General features: G+C 41.6%; 16 protein-coding genes. 9 read left to right on the top strand and 7 right to left on the bottom strand.

The genetic code is table 11. The annotated features are described in order from the left end of the window. On the bottom strand, positions 1-1,449 hold the full coding sequence (locus DXB63_RS08775; protein WP_122126037.1) for a potassium/proton antiporter: 1,449 nt from the start codon (positions 1,447-1,449) through the stop codon (positions 1-3). A gap of 115 nt (positions 1,450-1,564) precedes the next feature. On the opposite strand from DXB63_RS08775, the gene DXB63_RS08770 reads away from it, so the two are divergent. Continuing rightward, entirely contained in the window at positions 1,565-4,207 is a 2,643-nt protein-coding gene (locus tag DXB63_RS08770) for a transglutaminase domain-containing protein (protein ID WP_122126117.1), read from the top strand. A 72-nt stretch (positions 4,208-4,279) separates the two neighbouring features. Here DXB63_RS08770 and DXB63_RS08765 read toward each other — a convergent pair whose 3' ends face one another. Next, positions 4,280-5,026 carry a copper homeostasis protein CutC gene (locus tag DXB63_RS08765; protein ID WP_122126036.1) on the bottom strand — a complete coding sequence of 249 codons (747 nt, stop codon included), beginning with the start codon at positions 5,024-5,026 and terminating at the stop codon, positions 4,280-4,282. An 8-nt stretch (positions 5,027-5,034) separates the two neighbouring features. Beyond that, positions 5,035-6,366, bottom strand: coding sequence for an alpha-L-fucosidase (locus DXB63_RS08760; protein ID WP_122126035.1), 1,332 nt, complete (start codon positions 6,364-6,366; stop codon positions 5,035-5,037). Positions 6,367-6,566: 200 nt separating this feature from the next. Here DXB63_RS08760 and DXB63_RS08755 point away from each other — a divergent pair, with 200 nt between their 5' ends. Both DXB63_RS08755 and DXB63_RS08750 read left to right on the top strand, forming a co-directional pair. Beyond that, positions 6,567-8,075: a 4Fe-4S binding protein gene (locus tag DXB63_RS08755; protein ID WP_122126034.1), complete on the top strand. Its 1,509-nt coding sequence runs from the start codon at positions 6,567-6,569 to the stop codon at positions 8,073-8,075. Positions 8,076-8,091: 16 nt separating this feature from the next. Continuing rightward, entirely contained in the window at positions 8,092-9,474 is a 1,383-nt protein-coding gene (locus tag DXB63_RS08750) for an aldo/keto reductase (protein WP_122126116.1), read from the top strand. Here the strand turns inward: DXB63_RS08750 and DXB63_RS08745 are convergent. Next, entirely contained in the window at positions 9,471-10,838 is a 1,368-nt protein-coding gene (locus DXB63_RS08745; RefSeq protein WP_122126033.1) for an MATE family efflux transporter, read from the bottom strand. The two genes, DXB63_RS08750 and DXB63_RS08745, sit on opposite strands and share 4 nt — an antisense overlap. A gap of 102 nt (positions 10,839-10,940) precedes the next feature. Here DXB63_RS08745 and DXB63_RS08740 point away from each other — a divergent pair, with 102 nt between their 5' ends. The 4 genes from DXB63_RS08740 (at position 10,941) to DXB63_RS08725 (ending at position 14,955) form a co-directional block, all read left to right on the top strand. Beyond that, a complete protein-coding gene (locus tag DXB63_RS08740; protein WP_122126032.1) occupies positions 10,941-11,594 on the top strand; it encodes an HAD family phosphatase in 654 nt (217 codons plus the stop codon). 419 nt (positions 11,595-12,013) lie between these two features. Next, positions 12,014-12,835, top strand: a complete 822-nt coding sequence (panB, locus tag DXB63_RS08735; protein ID WP_122126031.1) for a 3-methyl-2-oxobutanoate hydroxymethyltransferase — start codon at positions 12,014-12,016, stop codon at positions 12,833-12,835. 17 nt (positions 12,836-12,852) lie between these two features. Then, on the top strand, positions 12,853-14,013 hold the full coding sequence (locus tag DXB63_RS08730; RefSeq protein WP_122126030.1) for an MFS transporter: 1,161 nt from the start codon (positions 12,853-12,855) through the stop codon (positions 14,011-14,013). A gap of 3 nt (positions 14,014-14,016) precedes the next feature. Then, complete coding sequence (locus DXB63_RS08725) at positions 14,017-14,955, top strand: acyltransferase (protein WP_122126029.1); 939 nt, start codon at positions 14,017-14,019, stop codon at positions 14,953-14,955. Here DXB63_RS08725 and DXB63_RS08720 read toward each other — a convergent pair. Continuing rightward, the gene (locus DXB63_RS08720) at positions 14,941-15,153 is read right to left on the bottom strand and encodes a hypothetical protein (RefSeq protein ID WP_122126115.1); all 213 of its coding nucleotides are present in this window, start codon (positions 15,151-15,153) and stop codon (positions 14,941-14,943) included. The genes DXB63_RS08725 and DXB63_RS08720 overlap by 15 nt on opposite strands. A gap of 197 nt (positions 15,154-15,350) precedes the next feature. Between DXB63_RS08720 and DXB63_RS08715 the strand changes: the two genes are divergently transcribed. Beyond that, entirely contained in the window at positions 15,351-17,768 is a 2,418-nt protein-coding gene (locus DXB63_RS08715; protein ID WP_233522830.1) for a glycoside hydrolase N-terminal domain-containing protein, read from the top strand. Positions 17,769-17,783: 15 nt separating this feature from the next. Then, positions 17,784-20,774: a glycoside hydrolase domain-containing protein gene (locus DXB63_RS08710; RefSeq protein ID WP_122126028.1), complete on the top strand. Its 2,991-nt coding sequence runs from the start codon at positions 17,784-17,786 to the stop codon at positions 20,772-20,774. A 5-nt stretch (positions 20,775-20,779) separates the two neighbouring features. Here DXB63_RS08710 and DXB63_RS08705 read toward each other — a convergent pair whose 3' ends face one another. Both DXB63_RS08705 and DXB63_RS08700 read right to left on the bottom strand, forming a co-directional pair. Then, positions 20,780-21,742: an ROK family protein gene (locus DXB63_RS08705; protein WP_122126027.1), complete on the bottom strand. Its 963-nt coding sequence runs from the start codon at positions 21,740-21,742 to the stop codon at positions 20,780-20,782. 107 nt (positions 21,743-21,849) lie between these two features. Further along, on the bottom strand, positions 21,850-23,034 hold the full coding sequence (locus tag DXB63_RS08700; RefSeq protein ID WP_122126026.1) for a dicarboxylate/amino acid:cation symporter: 1,185 nt from the start codon (positions 23,032-23,034) through the stop codon (positions 21,850-21,852). Between the last annotated feature and the right edge of the window lie 101 nt (positions 23,035-23,135).

The following is a 23,135-nucleotide window of genomic DNA, read 5'->3' as shown; positions in this document are numbered from 1 at the left end:
TTATTCTTTCTTATTTTCGGAAATGAGTAACAGCTTGTCTCCCACGTGAAGCTGAACTGTTCCGTTGGGTATGATAAATTCTTCCCCGCGTTTCACCAGCATGACCAGTGTTCCTTTAGGAATATTCATATCTTTGAGACTGTTGCCATTTGAAAGCATCTCTTCCGTCAGAACCATATCGTGCAGACTGCTATCTATTTCTTCCGGCAGTTCCACACCGAATACATTTCCGGTTTTCTCCAATGGAGTATCTAAATGGAGTAGTTTGGCAAACCAGGAAATGGTGCTTCCCTGAATAACGAGTGAGAGGATAGTGATGAAGAATACGATATTGAATATCTGATTGGAGCCCTCCACGCCTGCAACTACCGGATACGTGGCGAATATAATAGGAACCGCCCCGCGCAATCCTACCCATGATACGAATGTTTTGGAACTGATTGACATCTTTCTAAATGGGAGCAAACATAGAAGGACACTTAGCGGACGGGCTACAAGAATCATGAATATACCGATAAGTGCTGCTACAACAGCTATTCCAAGCATTTCATGCGGGTTGACCAGCAATCCGAGAGTAAGGAACATGATAATTTGGAACAGCCATGTCATACCATCCATAAAGGTAGCTATCTCTTTTCTGTTGGTTATCTTTGTATTTCCTACCATCATACCGGCAATGTACACAGCCAGATAACCGTTTCCTTTTACCAAATCGGTTGCGGTGAAGATAAAAAAGACGAAGCTGAGTAATAGGATAGGGTAAAGGGATTGATTGGGTAGATTTATTTTATTGATAATCAGAATAGCGAGCTTTCCTAATAAATATCCGGCTCCGGCACCTACGGCAAATTGTATGGCAAAAGAGGTTAAGATTTCTCCGATACCCATTCCTCCGGCTTGTATGAATTGTATCAGTACAATGGTGAGCATAAATGCCATAGGGTCGTTACTACCACTTTCCAATTCAAGCATCGGACGCAGATTGTGCTTTAGATTCATCTTTTGCGAACGGAGGATATTGAATACCGAAGCAGAGTCGGTAGATGACATCGTGGCGGCTAGGAGCAACGAAGTGGTTAAGGACATAGTAATGCTGGAATGGGAGAAACTTGCAATCCAATAAATAAAAAATCCTGTGAAGAAAGTCGTCAATAATACTCCAAAGGTTGAAAGCAGTATACCTTGTGCCAGTACAGGCTTTATTTCTTTGAATTTTGTGTCCATGCCTCCGGAGAATAATATGATACTTAGTGCGAGCATCCCGATGAATTGTGCTCCGTCGGCATTATGGAATTGTATTCCCAGCCCGTCACTGCCGAAAAACATTCCGACAAAGAGGAATAATAAGAGAGTTGGAATACCAAACCGATAACCGGTTTTACTAACAGCGATGCTAACGAAAAGTAATATAGAACAGATTAGTAATGCATTTTCAGCAGTAAATAACATAGGCATATCATTTAAACGTGACAAATTTTCTTCAAATATAAACAATTTTGGTGATATTTTGGTTTTGAATAAAGGCTTTTTTATCTTTGTGGGGAAACTACTAAAAGCTTTTATTATGAAAAAACCTACTTATCTTTCATTACTGGCAATAATGCTATGGAGTAGCTTATTGTCTTGTTCACAACACTTTATTACGGATTCAAAAGAACGGGAGATTGTTAATCATGATTTTGCGGCTCGCAAGGAAGTACTGACGGAAGGGAATCTGTTTGACATCTTTAACCGACAATTATCCCAGAAAGAATCCGAAGCCTTAACCTTTCTATATGCATATATGCCATTGTCGGATTTAGCGGATTATCCGGGTGATTTTCATTTGATGAATGTGCAATATGCTTTTAAAGCACGCGAGGAGATGCCTTGGGGGAAAATAATCCCAGAACGAGAATTTCGTCACTTTGTGTTGCCCTATCGGGTGAATAATGAGAATCTGGATGAAGCGCGCCAAGTATTTTACGAAGAGTTGAAAGACCGGGTTAAGAATCTTTCTTTGCAGGATGCCGTGTTGGAAGTCAATCATTGGTGTCATGAAAAGGTGGTTTATAAACCGTCTGATGCCCGCACAAGTTCTCCATTGGCTTCTGTGAAGACCGCATACGGTCGTTGTGGTGAAGAATCGACCTTCTTAGTTGCCGCTTTGCGTTCGGTCGGTATTCCGGCAAGGCAAGTCTACACACCCAGATGGGCGCATACGGACGATAATCATGCTTGGGTGGAAGCGTGGGTAGACGGGAAATGGCATTTCTTAGGTGCTTGTGAACCGGAACCGGTATTGGATTTAGGCTGGTTTAATGCTCCGGCTGCCCGTGGTATGTTGATGCACACTAAGGTCTTTGGACATTATGACGGTCCGGAAGAAGTGATAAAAGTAACTCCGAATTATACAGAGATAAATGTGATAGATAATTATGCTTCCACATCGAAAGCAGAGATTAATGTAGTAGATAGGAATGATCAACCCATTGAAGGTGCAAAGGTAGAATTTAAGATATATAACTATGCAGAGTTCTATACGGCAGTATCTAAAATGACGGATAAAGACGGGAAAACATCTCTGACTGCCGGTAAAGGAGATATGTTGGTTTGGGCTTCGAAAGACGGGAAGTTCGGCTATGGAAAATTATCTTTCGGTAAGACAGACATTTTAAAAATAGTATTGGATAAGACCGAGGGTGAGGCCTATTCTTTGCCTTTGGAAGTTATTCCACCTGTAGAGAAGGTCATTAATGTTCCGGTTTCCGAAGAGCAGAGAGCCGAAAATACAATTCGTATGGAACAGGAAGACTCTATCCGTAATGCTTATGTCTCAACTTTCTTGAATGAGGAACGTATAAAGGAATTTGCGAAAGAAACAGGAACAGATGTAAATGAATTACTCCCGCTGCTATCAGCCACGAGAGGCAATTATCAGGAGATAATGTCGTTCTTGAGCAGTACAACATCGGAACAACGACCGCTGGCTATACGTTTGCTGAAGGTTATTTCGGAAAAGGATTTGCGTGATACGCCCGCTTTGGTGCTGACAGACCATTTGTTGAATACACCGGAAGTAGTTTCTCCACTTTTCGACCAATATGTGCTTAATCCGAGAATAACTTATGAAATGCTTACTCCTTATAAGTTGTTCTTTAAGCAGAATATCGACAAAGAGTTGGCGGAAGGATTCGTAAAAGAGCCGAGAACATTAATAGATTGGTGCAATAAGAATATTATTCTTCGTAATGATATGAATACTACCCGAATATTAATGTCGCCGGAAGGAGTGTGGAATGTCCGTGTCACGGATGAGGAATCGAGAGATAATTTCTTTGTGGCCGTGTTGCGCAGTTTGGGTGTACCCGCACGGGTGGATGAAGTTACCGAAAAGGTACAGTATGCCGATGGGGCAAACCAATGGGTAGACGTTACTTTTACGGAAGAGTTGCAGCAAAATAATCCGAAAGGGATGTTGGTTGCAGATTATAAGGCGGTGAAAGCTTTGGATAATCCGCTTTATTATTCTCACTATACTTTATCACGGTTTGAAGACGGGACATTCCGGCTGATGAACTTCCCGGAAGATGAAAGCAGTAGTTGGGCACAACTTTTGAAACAACCTTTAGAAATAGATACCGGTTATTATATGCTGACTACCGGTACTCGTTTGGCCAGCGGAAGTGTGCTTGCGAATGTTTCTTTCTTTAATGTGGAGCCGGGTAAGACTACTCACATTGATCTCGTTATGCAGGATAATCCGGACGAAGTAAAGATTATAGGTAATCTGAATGCAGAAGCAATGTTTTTACCGGTAGGGAAAGAAGAACCTCAAAGTTTGCTCAATACGACCGGGCGTGGGTATTACATCATTGCAATATTGGGCGTGGGACAGGAACCGACAAACCATGCTTTACGTGATATTGCCGCTTTAAAATCAGATTTCGAGCAGTGGGGCAGAGGAATGGTACTTTTGTTTCCGAATCGGAATATGCAAAGTAAATTCCATGCGGATGATTTTCCCGGGCTTCCTTCTACGATTACATGGGGAATAGATAGTAACGGCGAAATTCAGAAAATGATTGTTGACGGAATGAAACTGGTTGGAGGAAACCAGCTTCCGATATTTGTAATAGCCGATACATTCAATCGTGTAGTATTCGTATCTCAAGGCTATACGATTGGTTTAGGAGAACAGTTGATGAAAGTAATTCATAAACTTTAGGTTATACTGAAATAAGAGAGAGGCTGCACTTCAAAATAAACGAAATGCAGCCTCTCTTCTTTATAATAATCTTTATAGAAGTTTACCGATGGCTTTTTCTACTTTAGTATGGTCTGTTATTTCCCTGCTGTACTCTTCTATTTTTACGGTACCTCCCATTGAAACGGCAGGATTCCGGTAGTTCATTTTACTCTCGATGGATGAACGTCCGGAGAAATGGAACTCGGAAGCTCCGGTCTCTTCTGCTATTTTACGGATATTATCACTGTTCACTCCGCATCCCGGCATTATGATGATTCTTCCGTCAGCCTGTACATTCAACTCTTTGAGAAGAGAAATTCCTTTTTCTGCGGTGGCTTGTTGTCCGGAAGTTAATATTCTGTCGCAACCTAAGGCAATAATTTTTTCCAGCGCTTTTCGTGGATTACGACACATATCAAAAGCACGATGAAAAGTAACCGACATTCCTTCTGATGCTTTCATTAGTCTTTCCATTAATGGCAGGTCAATATCACCATCGGGAGTCAGGCATCCGAATACGACTCCGTCCGCACCTAGTTGACGTGCCATATCGATGTCATGCAGCATGATGCTTTGTTCTAATGGAGTATATAGGAAATCGCCTCCACGAGGACGGATAATCACGTGTAGCCGGATACTTAACAGTTCCCGTGCCATTTTAATTTCACCGTAAGAAGGTGTCGTTCCTCCTTCCGGTATGCCGGCACATAGTTCTACTCTGTAAGCGCCTCCCCGTTGTGCTTCAATCGCGCTTTCTACGGAATTGGCACATATTTCTATTTTATATTTCCGGTTCATAAGATAAGTTAGTCAGCTAATGTCAGCTCTATCACATAATCTATATCTGTTGGAGCTTCTTTAAATTTAAGTACTACACCTTGTTTATCTTGCATATATTTTATCGGAGTCTTATCTTTGAATACGACTGCTTTCTTTACTTTTTCGGTCATAGGAAGATATAAACCATTATCCGGTAAATCAAGAATATGCACAAACATACGGTTTTCTTTTCGGGTAGTTACTCCCCAATCATGCGGGGCTACGCTTCCACTACGTGTTCCGTAGATGGTTTCTCCGTATATTTTCATCCATTCACCGATTTCTTTTAAGCGTGATATTGCTATTTCCGGCAATTCTCCGTTGGGTTGCGGACCGATATTCATCAACAGGTTCGCATTCTTCCCTGCAGCTTTTACCAAATAGTGGATAAGTGTTTTTGGCGATTTGTATTCCTGATCGGTGATTTTATATCCCCACATACCATTCATTGTTTCACAGGTTTCCAACGGTAGTGCACTGATGTCCTGACCGGATAGTCCGGAACTGTTTTCTCCCGGCAGGTCACGCTCGAATATTTGTATATCTTCTCCTGCAAAAGGTATTTGATGATGATTGTTACCAATCAGGCAGGATGGTTGCAGACGATGAATCATTGCATATTGTTCGGGCAGTTGCCAATCGAAATCAGGGTCTTGATCGTGATCCCACCAACCGTCAAACCAAATGGTACGTATCGGGCCATAGTTCGTTAATAGTTCCGTCAATTGGTTATTCATAAATTGGTAATAGGTTTTCCATTCTCCGTGTTTGGTCCGTCCTGTTCCTCTTCCGGTTCTGCCGAGGGGATAATAATCCTCACGGTACCAGTCTAAATGAGAGTAATAAAGATGAAGAGCGATTCCCTGTTTATGACATTCATCTGCCAATTCCTTCAACACATCCCTCTTAAAAGGGGTTGCGTCTACGATATTATAATCCGACCATTGTGTGTGAAACATGGAGAAACCTTCATGGTGACGGGTAGTAAAACAAATATATTTGGCTCCGGATGCTTTAATGGCTGATACCCATTCGTGAGCATCGAATTTGGAAGGATAGAATCCGGAAGCAAGCTTTGCATATTCGTCCCGGTTCAGATTTTGGTTGGTCATAGTCCATTCACCGCGTGCCAGCATACTGTATAATCCCCAATGCAAGAAGATTCCAAACTTATCGTCCCTGAACGCTTCACGTGAATTCATGTTTTCTTCTGTCGGAATGTACTTTTTTTCTTTCGTGTCCGCATTACAAAAATGGGTAGTTGTTAAGCATAATACTGCGAAAACAAGTAGACTTTTAAAGAGTGTGTTTTTTGTCATATGTTGTAATTGTTAAGATTCGCATCAAAGATAGGAAATAAAACTGAAATACAATACAATGGTTTGTAGCTCGAATTTATATAAAAGGTAAGAGATTTTATAATAAATGTTTCTTTTTATACTGGAAATATGTATTTTTGCACAATTAATATATGAAATGACATTGAAATCTAATAATTAAAAACGAATAAAGGATAATTATGCTACGTAAAATCAGAATAGCTTTTGCTATTTTTTTCTTTGTCCTAATTACACTTCTGTTCCTTGATTTTACAGGAACATTGCATGCATGGTTTGGGTGGATGGCTAAAGTACAGTTCTTGCCGGCATTGCTGGCATTGAACGTAGGAGTGGTAGTTTTTCTTATAGCTCTGACTTTGATATTCGGACGTATATACTGTTCGGTTATATGTCCGCTTGGTGTATTCCAAGATGTAGTATCGTGGATGGCCGGAAAAAGAAAAAAGAATCGGTTTCGTTACTCCCCGACATTGGTCTGGTTACGATATGGAGTGCTGGCAGTATTTGTTATTGCACTTGTTGCAAGAATCGGCTCGTTTGTAGCATTACTGGCACCTTATAGTTCATACGGACGGATTGCCTCAAACTTATTTGCTCCTATCTATCAATGGGGAAACAATTTCTTTGCTTATATAGCCGAACGGATGGACAGTTATGCATTTTATACCGTAGATATATGGATGAAGAGCTTATCTACCTTTGTTATTGCTGCTGTCACATTTGTTGTCCTCATAGTTTTGGCTTGGCGTAACGGGCGTACTTACTGTAATACGATTTGTCCGGTAGGTACGATATTGGGTTTCCTTGCCAGATATTCTTTCTTAAAACCGGTTATTGATACGGAAAAATGCAATGGTTGCGGATTATGTGCCCGTAATTGTAAGGCTTCTTGCATAAATTCAAAAGAACATAAGATAGATTACAGTCGTTGTGTCGCTTGTATGGATTGCATGGACAAGTGTCGTCAGAATGCGATAACGTATGAACATAAATCATTGGCAAAGGAGAAACTCGCAGGTAATAATACGGTAGAAAATTCCGGCTCATCCAAACAAGTGAGCAATGCACGTAGAGATTTTCTTTCTGTGACCGCTTTATTTGCTGCGACTTCTGTCATTAAAGCACAGGAGAAGAAAGTGGATGGTGGTTTAGCTGCGATTGAAGATAAGAAAATTCCTAATCGTAGCACGCCTATAACCCCTGCCGGTTCGCTAAGTATCGGTCATTTGGCGCAGCACTGCACGGGCTGTCAACTTTGTGTTTCAGCGTGTCCGAATCAAGTGTTACGTCCATCCGGTGACCTGATGAAATTAATGCAACCTGAGATGTCTTATGAACGGGGATATTGTCGTCCGGAATGTACAAAGTGTTCGGAGGTTTGTCCTGCCGGAGCGATACGTCCGGTTACTGCTGCGGATAAATCTGCTATTCAGATTGGGCATGCGGTGTGGATAAAAGAAAATTGTGTAGTATTAACGGATGGCGTAGACTGCGGAAATTGCTTCCGTCATTGTCCGACGGGAGCAATACAGATGGTACCTGTTGATGCCGATGATATGGATTCTCCGAAAATTCCTGTAGTTAATACAGAACGTTGCATTGGTTGTGGAGCTTGTGAGAATCTTTGTCCTGCCCGCCCGTTCAGTGCTATTTATGTAGAAGGGCATGAAAGACACCGTATTATCTAAAACAAAGGAGTTGGTTATGAAAAAAGAAAATAGAAATAATATAAATCGCCGGAGCTTTTTGAAAGTTCTCGGTAGTGGAGTTTTTGTATCGACAGCTGTTTTTTATGGGTGTAAGCCGGAGCGTAAGTCGGCAGATCATTATAATATAGGAGAGGTTCCACTCGACAAAATGACTTATCGTACTAATCCCTCTACGGGAGACAAAGTTTCTTTGCTGGGATACGGCTGTATGCGTTGGCCGCTCATGCCGGCACCGGATGGGAATGGAGAAATAATCGATCAGGAAGCGGTTAATACATTGGTGGATTATGCCATTGAGCATGGCGTTAATTATTTTGATACTGCACCCGTCTATTGTCAGGGAATGTCGGAGAAGGCTACGGGTATTGCTTTGAAGAGGCATCCGAGAGAGAAATTCTTTTTGGCTACAAAGTTGTCTAACTTTTCTAACTATACACGGGAGAATTCTCTTGCCATGTATTACCAGTCGTTCAAGGAGTTGCAAGTGGATTATCTTGATTATTACCTGCTGCATTCCGTAGGCGGAGGCTCCGGTATACAGTTGGTGAATGACCGTTATATAGATAACGGAATGCTGGATTTCTTGGTTAAGGAACGAGAGGCGGGACGTATTCGTAATCTCGGATGGTCGTTTCACGGAGATGTGGATGTGTTTGATTACATGTTATCCTTGGATGTGAAATGGGACTTCGTACAAATACAGATGAACTATGCTGACTGGAGACATGCGCAGGGGCGGAATGTCAATGCGGAATATCTTTATAAGGAACTGGAGAAGCGTAATATCTCTGTCGTTATTATGGAGCCGCTTTTAGGAGGACGGTTGTCACGACTGAACGACCATTTGGTAGCCTTGCTTAAACAACGTCGTCCAGACAAGAGTGTGGCATCATGGGCGTTCCGCTTTGCCGGTTCGTTTCCGTTGGTGCTGACTGCTTTAAGCGGAATGACTTATATGGAGCATTTGCAGGACAACATAATTACTTATTCTCCGCTTGAACCATGTAGTGAAGAGGAATTTGAATTGCTGGAAGAAACTGCACAGATGATGTTGAAGTACCCTACCATTCCGTGTAATGACTGCAAGTATTGTATGCCTTGTCCGTATGGTTTGGATATTCCGGCTATCCTGCTGCATTATAATCGATGTGTCAATGAAGGTAATATTCCCAAAAGCAGTCAGGATGAGAATTATAGACAAGCGCGCAGGGCATTTCTGATCGGTTATGACCGCAGTGTACCTAAATTGCGTCAGGCCAGTCATTGTGTGGGTTGTGATCAATGCACAAGCCATTGTCCGCAAAGCATTCAGATAGCGAAAGAAATGGCGCGTATCGATAAATTCGTTGAGGATTTAAAGCAAGGGCGGGAGTTCTAAAGAACTGCCGCAGCGTATTTCTTTTTCATCTTTTTCAGATGGTAAAGAAGCATAAGAACTGCTGTGACGAATGCCAGGAAATCGGATACAGGCATACTGCTCCATACGCCCTTTACACCCCAGACGGATGAAAAGAATAACAGGAACGGCAACAGATAAAGCAATTGGCGGGATAGAGACAGGAAAATCGATATCTTCGCCATACCGATTGATTGAAAGAAGTTGGTGATTACAATCTGACAACCTACGAGTGGAAACAGCATAACGGTGATTCGTAAACCTGTATAAGCGATCTCCGTCAGTTCCGCATTGTCAGTAAACATGGCTACGATAACATGTGGAAAGAGTTCGCAGGCGATAAAACCGACACTTGTAATGACAATCCCCGTTATGATGCCGTATTTTAAAGTCTTACGCACACGCTCAAATACTTTTGCCCCGAAGTTATAACCGATAATGGGTTGCATTCCCATGGTTAGTCCCAATACGATCATAACAAACAGCGTCAGTACCCGGTTGATGATACCGTAGGCACCGATGGCAAGGTCACCTCCGTTGGTTTGCAAACTGTTATTAATAATGATAACTACTGCGGATGCACATACGTTCATCAGAAAAGGAGACATCCCGATGCCGAAAATACTCATGACAATGCGTCGTTTAAGACGGTAAAGCCCTTTCTCAAAATGGATGTAGCTTTCTTTATTCATGAAGTGGTAAAGTATCCAGACCATACCGACGAATTGAGAAATGACCGTTGCCGTGCCTGCTCCGCGCATACCCCATTGGAAATGAAAGATAAAGATAGGAGCCAGTACAATGTTGCATCCTACTGTCACCATAGAGGTAAGCATTGCTTTTTTCGGATAACCTGTAGCCCGCATCACATTGTTCAGTCCTATCATGGTGTAAGATATAGGTGTACCAAGCAATATTATCTGCATGAAATCCCGTGCATAGGGCAATGTGCCTTCGCTTGCTCCGAAGAAACGGAGTATATCGTCCAGAAAATAAAGTGACACAGAGCCGAAAAGTACTGCATTTATAATACAAAGCATCAATACATTTCCCAATACTTCCGAAGCCCCGTGCTTATCTTTCTGCCCGAGCCGGATGGATGAAATGGTTGCTCCGCCTACACCGACCAATGTGCAGAAAGCCATGATGAGATTCATCAACGGGAAAGAGATAGCTAATCCGGATATTGCCAGCGGACCTACACCGTGACCGATAAATACGCTGTCTATTATATTGTATAAGGAAGTCAGCGTCATTCCGATGATAGCAGGAATGGAATATTGGAGCAAGAGCTTTCCGATGCGTTCCGTTCCTAATATATGCGGATTGTTATCTGTGTTGGGCATATTGGCTTTATATTTTTTTAAATGGAGCAAAGGTAAGAAATATTTGCCGTATTCAGGTAGAATGATGAACTTTGCCGCGTTAAATCAAATTAAAGAAATTATATGGCAGATACAACTAAACCGATAGCCGCACTTTTTGATTTCGATGGGGTAGTGGTGGATACAGAATCACAATACACGATTTTTTGGGGTGAACAGGGACGTAAATATCATCCGGAGATTAATGATTTTTCTGCTTTGATAAAGGGAAGTACCTTAATGCAGATTTTCGATAAACATTTTGTCGGGATGGAAGATGTACAACAGCAGATACGCGAAGAACTGACGGAGTTTGAAGCGAACATGACGTATGATTATATTCCGGGAATCCTTGATTTCCTGACAGATTTACGTAAACACGATGTTCGTTTGGCAGTAGTGACGAGCAGTGACCGTATCAAGATGGAAAAAGTTTACCGTGCCCGTCCGGAACTGAAAGGTTATTTTGACCGTATCCTTATTGCAGAAGATTTTGCTCGCTCCAAACCTTTTCCGGATTGCTACCTGCTTGGTGCAGAGATCTTTGGTACGACTCCCGACCGCAGCTTTGTTTTCGAAGATTCATTCAATGGTTTAAAGTCAGGAAATGCTGCGAATATGACCGTCATAGGGCTTGCCACCACTAATTCCCGTGAAGCCATTCAAGATATGTGCGCACTGGTTATCGATGATTTCCGTAACTTTACGTATGATGATATGATTCATTCAATCGTTTAAGCAAGGAATGCCATTCGTTTGACCATGCTTGAACGACAGGCTTGCTTTGCCTGAACGAGAGGATGAGCAAGGTGAAACGTATTTTCCACCCGTATGTATTTATATAAATATATATATATGTATGGGTAAATCTATATGGAAGTGGTTGTGTCAAAACTATCTCAATTCCCCCGCTTGAGCGGGGGTAGGGTGTGTGTGATTTTTCTAACAGTTTAATAATCAAAGAAAGATCACACACCCCTTAATCCCCGCTCAAGCGGGGAAACTTGGATGCTTTGACTTTTGACACATTCCGTTCTTGCCTTTCGGATGTAATATCAACATTCGAAATATTCTTTTTTCGTTCTTTTCTTGTATGGGTTAAGATTTAAAGATAACTTTGCGCCCAATTTTAATACAACTAATAAAAACGAAAAATTATGGCAGGTTATATTTCAGACGATACCAGAAAAGTTACTACCCACCGTTTGTTTGAAATGAAGCAGCGCGGAGAGAAAATATCAATGCTTACTTCTTATGATTATACTACAGCCCAGATTGTAGACGGTGCAGGTATAGACGTGGTTCTTGTAGGTGACTCCGCATCCAATGTCATGGCAGGTAATGTTACCACTTTGCCAATGACACTCGACCAGATGATTTATCATGGTAAATCCGTGGTTCGCGGTGTGAAGCGTGCATTGGTTATTGTAGATATGCCTTTCGGCTCTTATCAGGGAAATCCGTTGGAAGGTGTGGCTTCTGCCATTCGTATTATGAAAGAATCTCACGCCGATGCGTTGAAGTTGGAAGGCGGAGAAGAAATTATTGATACGGTAAAGCGTATTATCTCTGCCGGTATTCCTATTATGGGACATTTGGGATTGATGCCTCAGTCTATTAATAAATACGGAACATACACCGTACGTGCAAAAGAAGATGCCGAAGCCGAAAAGTTGGTTCGTGACGCGCATCTTTTGGAAGAAGCCGGTTGTTTCGGTTTGGTGTTGGAAAAGATTCCGGCATCCCTTGCGGCACGTGTGGCAAAAGAATTGACTATTCCTGTTATCGGTATCGGTGCGGGAGGCTATGTAGACGGACAAGTATTGGTGGTATCCGATATGTTGGGAATGTCTCAAGGATTCAGTCCTCGTTTCCTCCGTCGTTATGCTGATTTGCATAGTGTGATGACAAACGCCATCAGTCAGTATGTTGCCGACGTAAAAAGTAGCGATTTCCCGAACGAACAGGAACAATATTAGTCATTAATACCGAATGTATGAAGCTATGGACACATGATTTTATAAGGATATATTTGAGTAATTTATTGCTCTTTGCCTCCTTATATATGCTTTTGCCCGTGTTACCAATGTATTTGGTGGAGCGTTTCGATACGTCTCTTTCTATTGCAGGGGGGATACTCGCTTTGTTTGCGTTATCGCAGTTCCTGCTCGGACCTTTTTATAGCTATTTTATCGACACTTTCAGACGAAAGAATGTCTGTATGCTTTCTTTTCTGGCGGTAATAGCCATTGTGGGAGGATATTCTATGGTCGGTACTTTGTTGTGGGTTGCAGTACTCCGCATCATACAGGGAGCATTGTTTGGTGTGGCGACTACCATGGGAAGCACTTTGGCAATCGATATAACCAATACCTCCAGACGCAGTGAGGCAAACACTTGTTTTGGGTGGGCTGCACGTTTGGGAATGGTATTCGGAGCGATGATCGGTTTGCTGCTTTACAAGTATGAAGGTTTGCAACAGGTGCTCTACGCGTCTATTATATTAGGAGGAATAGGCTTAATATTCGTATCCCTCATTCATGTCCCTTTCCGCGCTCCGATAGGAGCTCCGGTATGTTCTTTGGATCGTTTCCTGCTGCTTAGAGGATGGCTGCCTGCCATTAACCTCATCTTGGTCTCATTTGTATTCGGGATGTTGCTTACCACGATTAATATGTATACCGAATCCGTACAGATGCAGGAAATGACGCTCCATTTCTTTATATTACTTGCCGGAGGATTTGTGTTGGCTATGATAGCCAATAAGCATGTTTTCGAGAATGCGGATATACGCGCCCGGGTGGTAAGCGGGCTTTTGTTGATGGGTGCATCGCTTTTGCTGATTATAACCCATGTCGATTCGCTTGCTTTAATGACTGCCGCCGTAATGATGGGATTGGGCTTAGGCCTTGTCTCTTCGGATTTCTTGCTTATTTTAGTCAAACTCTCCGAGCATTGCCAGCGTGGTACGGCCAACACTACTTACCTGTTGGCATGGGAACTCGGTGTTGCTTTAGGAGTAGCTGTGGGATGCTATCTGATTGATATTTCATCTTATATTTCCGTATTCCAAGTAGGGATAGTGGCTGTAATATTGGCATTAGGATTCTATTTAGGATTAACTAACCCTTATTTTAAAAAGCATAAACTACGATAGCTTATGGCAAGTAGGATAAAGGAACTGGATTATTTGAAGTGTATATTTATCGTATTGATGATCATTTTTCATTTGGTATACATTGCTGATAAGTATCCCTATGCAAAAAATGTGGTATATACCTTTCACATGTCTGCTTTCCTTATTCTTTCCGGCTATCTGGCTAATATTGACAAACCGTTAAAGTCTTTTTTAAAGGGGATGCTATGGATCTTCATTCCGTATGCCATAATGGAGACGGGATATACCGTCATGTCTGCTGTTGTACCTACAAGAAATCCTATTGATGAAGTCACGTTGCAGCTTTTGCTGAACAAAGCTTTTATAGCACCTATGGGACCATATTGGTATCTGCATACGTTAGTGGTGTGCAGTATAGTCTATTATTTCGTCTATAATTATATCCGTATGGATAGTTTTTCCCGTTTTATTCTATTAAGTATTTGTTTCTATTTATTGTCTTCCGTTTGTGGACTGATGTCGTTCTCGAATGCAATCTATTTTCTGATAGGTGTAGCCGTCAGTAGAAGTAGACAGGGTTTTCTTACTGTATTTCGTTCCTCCGTTTTGGCAATAATACCTTTGGTTTTCTTTTGTTGTTTTCCGGAAAATCTGCATAGAGAAACATTAGCCGGGGTAACAATAACCTATTTGGTTATCAGCTTTCTGTTATTTATTTATCATTATCTGCCGAACAGAATAAAACAATACAGTTATTTTATAGGACGCAACACATTAGTTATTCTTTTGTTTTCTCCTATATTTACTATTCTTTCCAAGTTCTTCGTACCTGTATTCGCTTTTGATTCTTCCGGAATGTGCTTTATGTGTGTGGCTGTGACATTTGTTCTTGCCGGGTGCTTCGGTATTACATGGCTGATGGATAAACTACATTTCTCTACTTATTTCTTTGGGAGGAAACAGATGTTAGTTTACAAATAAACATTTTGTGATTAAGTTCGTTAAAAACAAATAAGGCAGACCCTTATCGCCTGCCTTAATCTTTTTACGGTTATAAACCTTTTTGGAAACATGCACCCTTTTATAGCAAATCGGGTGTCCGTGAGCTTGAATTTCTTCTTCACGACTTGCTTTACGGTTGGCTTTGATGTAGTCATCCCGCGTAATTTGTTTTTTCATATACATTGTTTGTTTAGACTGTGCAAAGATATAATAAATAATTTTATTTGCCTGTATTCATTATTGCTATGTCCCGATAAATGCGTTATTAGACGTTTTTAGTAATATAATAGACGATATTATACATGAAGTAACTCCGTCCTGCGGTAACTTTGTTGCCATAGGATTTTGGAGAAAAACATATAAATCATTAAAACATGATGGGGTATTCAATGCGTTTGTTCAGGCTTTTAAGCTTTCTTTTCTGTCAAAGTGTAGTATTGAGCGGTTTTGCAAAGGGGGAATTGGAGTTATGGTATACTCTTCCGGCCCTTACATGGGAAGAATCTCTTCCGTTGGGTAACGGTCGTTTAGGGGCGATGCCGGATGGAGGCTTGTTCCATGAAAAAGTGATTTTGAATGATATAACACTTTGGTCGGGCAGTCGGGAAGATGCTGTAAATCCGGAAACAATACGGTATTTACCGCAAATAAGGGAATTACTTCTTGAAGGAAAAAATAAGGAGGCGCAGGATTTGGCGTATACCCATTTCAAGTGTAAAGGAGCAGGTACAAACTTTGCCAAGGGAAAGGATGCTCCTTATGGTTGTTTTGAGACATTGGGAACGCTGAATATTACTTACCATTATAATGATTCTGTTTATTCGGATTATCGCAGAGGGTTGGATTTAAACAATGCGGAAGCCTATACCCATTTCCGGATGAAAGGTGTGGAATATTCTCGTGAATATTTTGTATCTCATGCACAGGATGTGATTGTGATTCGTCTGACTTCAAATAAAGCAAAGAAATTAGCTTTCGACTTGTCATTAAGCCGTCCCGAACGTTTTGAAACTTATACGGAAGGGAATGTCTTATGCATGAAAGGGGAATTGAACGATGGATACAACGGACCGGGTATGCAGTACCTGACGAAGGTTCGGGTGGTAACCGATGGAGAAATAAATTCTAAAAATAAAGTATTGAGTATCGATAAAGCGAAAGAGGCTTATGTTATTATTTCATCAGGTACGGATTATACTTCTAAAGATTTCCGTCGAACTGTAGATTCTTTATTGACGGATGCCTGTACTATTAAATATGACAAATTACGTGATGCTCACCGCAAGGCCTATCAAGAGAAATTTGATAGAGTAGACCTTCAGTTAGGCGGTTCGCAACCGGATAAACCTACTGACAAACGGTTGATTGAAAATCAAGAGATTGAAGATCCGGCTCTTTATGCTCTGTATTTTCACTATGGACGCTATTTAATGATTAGCGGTACTCGTGAAAACGGATTGCCGCTTAACCTGCAAGGCTTATGGGCAAATACTGTTCAAACGCCGTGGAATGGAGATTATCACCTGAATATAAATTTGCAGATGTGTTATTGGCCGGCAGAAGTTATCAACTTACCCGAATTGCATCGTACATTAATTGACTATACACAACAATTAGTTCCTTCCGGTGAGATTACTGCTAAAGGTTTTTACGGTGCTAAAGGATGGGTGGCCCATGTGGTCAGCAATCCATGGAACTTTACGGCACCGGGAGAACATGCTTCATGGGGAGCAACCAATACGGGTGGGGCATGGTTGTGCGAGCATCTTTGGCAACATCATTTGTTTAATCCCGGTGATAAATCCTATATAAGTCAAATTTATCCGACGTTGAAAAGCGCGAGTGAATTTTTCCTGTCTACAATGATTAAAGAACCGAAGCATGGTTGGCTAGTAACAGCGCCTTCTTCTTCACCGGAGAATGGTTTTCTGCTGAATGGAGAGAAAATATGCGTGTGTATGGGGCCTACTATGGATACGCAGATTATCAGGGAACTGTTTGAAAACACATTAGCGGCATCTGAAATCTTGGCTATTGATTCTGCTTTCCGTACTGAAATAACATCGGCTATCCGGCAACTTCCTCCTATGCAAGTAAGCAAAAAAGGCGGCTATTTGCAAGAATGGTTGGAAGATTACCCTGAAGCGGAGATAACGCACCGTCATGTTTCTCATCTTTACGGCTTATATCCTGCCAATCAAATTACACCTATTAAGACACCGGAGCTGATAAATGCTTGCCGCACTACGCTTGACAGGCGGGGAGATGGTGGTACCGGATGGTCACGAGCTTGGAAGATTAATTTCTGGGCGCGTCTGAAAGATGGAGAAAGAGCACATAAATTATTAAAAGGGCTACTGTATCCGGTGAATATTTCGAAAGAATATCGGGGAGGAGGTACTTATCCGAATCTTTTCTGTGCGCATCCGCCTTTTCAGATTGACGGAAACTTCGGAGGTACTGCCGGTATTGCAGAAATGCTCCTTCAAAGTCATGACGGTTACATTGAAATTCTTCCTGCTTATTACTGGAAGAAAGGTTCGTTTCGAGGGTTGAAGGCAAGGGGAGGAATGGTTGTAAATGCTTCATGGGATGAGGCTGCCACTGAAAAGATGAAAGTGGAATTATATGCGGAATGTTCCGGTACTTATCAGATAAAACTACCGGTTTTGGGAACAGCAAATCCGGAGATAAAGCTGGTAAAAGGTAAAACAAAAAGCCTTGTTAAATCGAATGAATTGCTTTCTATTACGATGGAGAAAGGAGAGAAAGTGAATTTATATATCTATTAATACTTTAAACTATAAATGAAAACACATTATTTGAAATTATGGATTTTTATTGTCGGGTTAGTGATTGTTCTGAATCTCAATGCTCAGGAAGAGTATACATATCGTGTTCCTGATGTTCAATGGGAAAATTCGTTTGGAAACCATAGGGCGGTGCTTAGAATAGACCAAACCTCGCCTGTTGTCAGCTTGGATTTTCATTGGAGACGTCATGACCGTGAAGTGGAGAAACATGCCTTCCTGATTGTCAATGCGCAAACCGGAGATACGGTTCGCAATGTTCAACGTTTGCAGGTGGATAATGAAAATTGCAAATTGCTTTTCGGACCTGTAGAACAAGGTACTTATTATTTCTATTATTTGTCCTATGAGCCTTATAAAGGTCAGGGAGGATTTCATGGACATTATTATCCAGTAGAAGCATCTCTTGCACAAAATTGGCTCCGAGAGTTGGACGGAATAAAAACGGAGATTCCGGCTGCTGTTGTAGAAGCGGTGGAATCAAGAACACAGTTTGATCGTTTCTATCCGATGGAGGTGATTGCAACTAAATCGGAAGAATCGGCTTATCAACAGACTCATCCTGCTTTATGTTGGATATTTCCGGAAGACCGTTCCTGTCCGGTTCGTATGTTTGACCATATTCCGAATAAATGGCTCAAAGTAGTACCCGGAACTACTTTTTCAGGAACAGCTCAACGCAATGAATATTATGCTTTTCAGTTGGCTCTTTGGAATGGAAATCAACCTTTGCCTGAAATTACCTATCAAACTGATGGCTTGAATAATGGTGACTGCCATATTCCGTCACAAGCTATTACTTGTTTTAATACAGAAGGAACGAATCCTTACGGCAGTCCGTTTAAAATAAACTTGCAAATATCTTCCCATGCTGTTCAACCGCTTTGGTTTGGCGTGGATATAAAAGAAGATCAACCGGCAGGGATTTATACGGGAGACATAAAGATCTATTCCAAAGATAAGTTGCTTTTCACCGTTCCTGTTTCAATAATTGTGGATGAAGCTGTTTTGGCAGATCGTGGCGACAGTGAAATCTGGCGTCATTCCCGTCTTCGTTGGTTGAACTCGACTAGGGGGATAAATCATGATGTGGTGAAACCCTATATCCCTGTCGGCATGAAAAAGAATGCACTTTCATGTTTGGGAAGAAATATTCTGATTGGTAAAGATACTCCATTACCGCTTCAAGTAAAAGCATGGAATAATGAAATCTTATCATCTTCCATTAAGTTGATTGTGGAGACAAACGAAGGAATCAAATGCTTAAAAGCCAAACCTGTATTCGATAATGGAACAGGTGATGCAATCAGTTGGCAATGGCGCGCTTCTGATAACGATTTGAAAATAGATTGCAAAGCTACGTTGGAGTTCGACGGATGGATGAATTATATCTATACAGTTACCCCCACACAAGCAATCAATGTGAAAGATATCCGTATGGAAATACCGATGAAAGAGAAAGTTGCCAAGTATGTGGTAGGTATGGGATTGCATGGTCAGGAGATACCTCAATCATATCATGGTACATGGGATGCCCCTATTGAAAACAGGCTTTGGCCTTTTGACAGTTTTTGGATAGGTTCGGCTCATGCCGGACTACATTGTGAGCTGCGAGGCAGTGCTTATACCGGTCCTTTATTGAATCTTTATCACCCGGCATATCCTGATAGTTGGTACAACGAAGGTAAAGGAGGTTTCACAATTGAAAAACAGAAACATCAAGTCGTGGCTACCATATATAGCGGCGAAAGACAGTTGAAACAGGATGAACCCATTATTTTTGATTTTGCGCTGCTTGTTACTCCGGTGAAGGAAATTGATTATAAAAGCCAGTTTACCGATCGTTATTATCATAGTTTAGGCAGACCGGAAGTGACTGATGCAGATGTGGAGGATGGAGTAAAGATAATTAATATTCACCATGCAAACGAATATAATCCTTTTATTAATTATCCTTTTCTGAGTGTGGATAAGTTGAAGGATTTCACTCGGAAATGGCATAAAAAAGGATGCAAAGTGAAAATATACTATACGATTCGTGAGTTAACGAGTGCTGCTACCGAAATATGGGCATTACGGAGTTTGGGCAATGAGATATTCGATACGGGAAAGGGTGGTGGTTATCCGTGGTTAAGAGAACATCTTGTAGATGGTTATCGTCCTCAATGGTATCATCCTTTGGATAAAGAAGTGAATGGAATTGTTGCCGATGCTGCTATCCAATCCTCTCCTGATATGAATTCCCGTTGGTATAATTATTATATAGAAGGACTTGCATGGATCATAGAGAATGCGGATATTGACGGCCTTTATCTGGATGATGTGGCTTACGATCGGAGAATTTTGAAACGTATGCGCCGTGTGATGGATGAAGTAAAACCCGGTTGCATCATTGATTTACATTCTAACACCGGCTTTTCAAAAGGACCGGTCAATCAATATGCGGAATTCTTTCCTTATATTAATAAGGTATGGTTTGGAGAGTCATTTGTTTACAACAAGATGAAACCGGTAAATTGGTTGGTGGAAAGTTCGGGGATTCCTTTCGGATTGATGGGCGATATGCTTCATGCCGGAGGAAATCAGTGGCTGGGCATGCAATACGGCATGACTTCCAGATATGCGTGGTTTACGGAAGGAATCAAATGTGATCCTCGTCCCGTATGGAAAGTATGGGATGATTTTGGTATCCGGGATGCATATATGGTTGGATTTTGGGAAGACAATCCGATTGTTACTTCTACAGATACCGAGGTGAAGGTTACATCTTATGTGAAAGATGATAGAGTACTGTTGTCTATTGGTAATTATGGAAACGAGTTAAAAGAAATTCGATTGAACATTGATTGGAAAAGACTGAAGATCTCTCCAAAGAATGCTCGTATCAAAGCTCCGTATATAAAAGGTTTCCAAGATGCCGGAGAATATTCTCTTTCGGAAATACTCTCCGTCCCGGCTAAAAAAGGATTGATTCTTTATTTGGAATAAAATTATCAGTTGATTCTCTCTTCCCATACTAATGCCGCTGCACCATAGATAGCGGCATTTTTATCTAATTGGGAAGGGAGTAATTTTACTTTGCTCTTAAATAATTTCATCATATTCTTTTCCATGGTTTCCCTTGTAGGCTTAAATAGTAAATCGCCGGCCTTGGCAAGTCCTCCCATCAGAAAGATGGCTTCCGGACTGGTGATGGCTACTACATTTGCCAAAGCTTTACCTAGCATTTCTCCCGTATATGTAAAAGTGGCGCGAGCCAGTTCATCTCCGGCAAGGGCTGCTTCGCTGATTATCTTTGCATCCATCTCATTGAAAGGTATGTCTCTCAACGGACTAGGCGAAGTGTATTTTGCCATCATTTTATAAGCGCTTCGTTTTACACCTGTGGCGGATACGTATGTTTCGAGGCAACCTTTGCGTCCGCAACTGCATTGTCTTCCGTCTGGCGATACAATGACATGGCCTAACTCTCCGGCAAAACCGTCATGACCATAAATCAGTTTACCATGAGCGACGAATCCGCTACCTAAGCCTGTACCCAATGTTACTACGAGAAAATCTTTCATCCCTTTTGCTCCTCCGTATATCATTTCACCAATGGCGGCAGCATTGGCGTCATTGGTCAGATAGATAGGAAGATCCGGGTAATACTCTTCCATCATATCGGTAAAAGGAATAATGCCATGCCAAGGCAGGTTGGGAGCATACTCGATAGTACCTTTATAGAAATTCCCATCCGGTGCTCCGATACCGATACCTACCAGCTTTACAGAATCTTCTATGGTGGCAAGAACCTCATGGGTGGTTTTACAAAGTTCCCGTAGATAGCTATGTATATCTTCATGTTTGGCAGTTTCTATAAAACCTTCTGCCAGATAATTGGCGTTTCTGTCCACAAAACCGAATTTAGTGAATGTTCCGCCAACATCTATGCCTAGTGCAACTTCTGTTTTCATATTGTTCTTTTGTTTAGTAGAACAATTAAAACAGCTGTTTTTCTTTCATGCACTTGATTTTTATTTTAGAAGTAATCAGGTAGCAGCCGGTTACTTGAAAAAATAGTTTAGCAAGTAGGTTGCCTGTGCTTTTTTGTCTTTCCCATCACCTTGTCGATAATCAATGCGATAGCTCCGTCTCCCGTCACATTACAAGCCGTACCGAAACTATCCATGGCGATGTAGAGTGCAATCATTAAAGCCTGAGCCGATTCGTCAAAGCCAAGCATCGAGCTTAATATACCGAGAGAGGCCATAATAGCTCCACCCGGTACTCCCGGAGCAGCTACCATTGTGATGCCGAGCATAAAGATGAATCCGGCGAATAAAGGAAAATCATAAGGGATGCCTTGCATCATCATCAAAGCAAGCGCACAGGCTACGATTTTCAGTGTACTTCCCGAAAGATGGATGGTAGCACACAAGGGGACAACGAATCCTGCAATATCATCAGACACCCCGTTGCGTTTACTCTGTTCCAATGTTACGGGGATGGTGGCTGCCGAAGATTGTGTACCCAATGCCGTGAAGTACGCCGGAAGCATTCTCCATAATAGTCTGAACGGATTCTTCCGTACGAATAATGCCGCTATGCAATATTGGAATACCAATAGGAAAATATGCATCAGGAAGATGACACCGATAATCTTAATAAATACCATCAGGATACTATACACCTGTCCGGAGTGTGTCATATTGAGGAATATACCGAATATGTAGATAGGCAACAACGGCAGGATTACCGCGCTGATCGTTTTGACGATGATTTCTTTAAAATCGTTGGCTACATCTTTCAGTGTGTGGGTATTCAAGTTTGCCAGTCCCAATCCGAGTGTGAAGGCGAGGATAAGTGCTGTCATTACATTCATTAACGGAGGTATGGAAACCGAAAAATAGGGTAGGATACCATGTGCTTCGCTCACTTCTTCCAATGGAACTCCCGCCGTGATAAGATGCGGAAATACCGTGACTCCCGTGAAATATGAAAGAAAACCGGAAAAAAGAGTTGCTCCGTAAGCTATCAAAGCAGTGGCTACAAGCATCTTGCCGGCTCCCTTTCCTATATCTGCGATGGCAGGCGTCACCAATCCCACGATGATTAGCGGAATGATAAAATTGAGGAATTCGCTGAATATACCGTTGAAAGTAACAAAGATGCGTACAGCCCACGCGGGAAGAACATTTCCAAATAAGATGCCGAGTGCGATGGCAATAATGATTCTAGGCAACAATCCGATATGAATTTTTTTCATGGCAAAGGTTTTATATGAATAATGCAAATGTATATAAATTAATTAAATTCATCTCGATGTTTTTTAAAAACGTCTAGATGTTTTCTGAAAATCATCAGGGT

Source organism: Bacteroides sp. OM05-12, assembly GCF_003438995.1.
Taxonomy (GTDB): domain Bacteria; phylum Bacteroidota; class Bacteroidia; order Bacteroidales; family Bacteroidaceae; genus Bacteroides.
The sequence above is the reverse complement of the archived record's forward strand: the minus strand, read 5'-3'. Positions and strand labels throughout refer to the sequence as shown.

Bases quoted from the DNA above. Each gene is read 5' to 3' on its own strand.
- DXB63_RS08700 (WP_122126026.1), bottom strand. From the start codon at position 23,034: ATGAAAAAAATTCATATCGGATTGTTGCCTAGAATCATTATTGCCATC.
- DXB63_RS08705 (WP_122126027.1), bottom strand. From the start codon at position 21,742: ATGAAAACAGAAGTTGCACTAGGCATAGATGTTGGCGGAACATTCACT.
- DXB63_RS08720 (WP_122126115.1), bottom strand. From the start codon at position 15,153: ATGAAAAAACAAATTACGCGGGATGACTACATCAAAGCCAACCGTAAA.
- DXB63_RS08715 (WP_233522830.1), top strand. From the start codon at position 15,351: ATGATGGGGTATTCAATGCGTTTGTTCAGGCTTTTAAGCTTTCTTTTC.
- DXB63_RS08775 (WP_122126037.1), bottom strand. From the start codon at position 1,449: ATGTTATTTACTGCTGAAAATGCATTACTAATCTGTTCTATATTACTT.
- DXB63_RS08730 (WP_122126030.1), top strand. From the start codon at position 12,853: ATGAAGCTATGGACACATGATTTTATAAGGATATATTTGAGTAATTTA.
- DXB63_RS08740 (WP_122126032.1), top strand. From the start codon at position 10,941: ATGGCAGATACAACTAAACCGATAGCCGCACTTTTTGATTTCGATGGG.
- DXB63_RS08750 (WP_122126116.1), top strand. From the start codon at position 8,092: ATGAAAAAAGAAAATAGAAATAATATAAATCGCCGGAGCTTTTTGAAA.
- DXB63_RS08765 (WP_122126036.1), bottom strand. From the start codon at position 5,026: ATGAACCGGAAATATAAAATAGAAATATGTGCCAATTCCGTAGAAAGC.
- DXB63_RS08745 (WP_122126033.1), bottom strand. From the start codon at position 10,838: ATGCCCAACACAGATAACAATCCGCATATATTAGGAACGGAACGCATC.
- panB (WP_122126031.1), top strand. From the start codon at position 12,014: ATGGCAGGTTATATTTCAGACGATACCAGAAAAGTTACTACCCACCGT.
- DXB63_RS08755 (WP_122126034.1), top strand. From the start codon at position 6,567: ATGCTACGTAAAATCAGAATAGCTTTTGCTATTTTTTTCTTTGTCCTA.
- DXB63_RS08710 (WP_122126028.1), top strand. From the start codon at position 17,784: ATGAAAACACATTATTTGAAATTATGGATTTTTATTGTCGGGTTAGTG.
- DXB63_RS08770 (WP_122126117.1), top strand. From the start codon at position 1,565: ATGAAAAAACCTACTTATCTTTCATTACTGGCAATAATGCTATGGAGT.
- DXB63_RS08760 (WP_122126035.1), bottom strand. From the start codon at position 6,366: ATGACAAAAAACACACTCTTTAAAAGTCTACTTGTTTTCGCAGTATTA.
- DXB63_RS08725 (WP_122126029.1), top strand. From the start codon at position 14,017: ATGGCAAGTAGGATAAAGGAACTGGATTATTTGAAGTGTATATTTATC.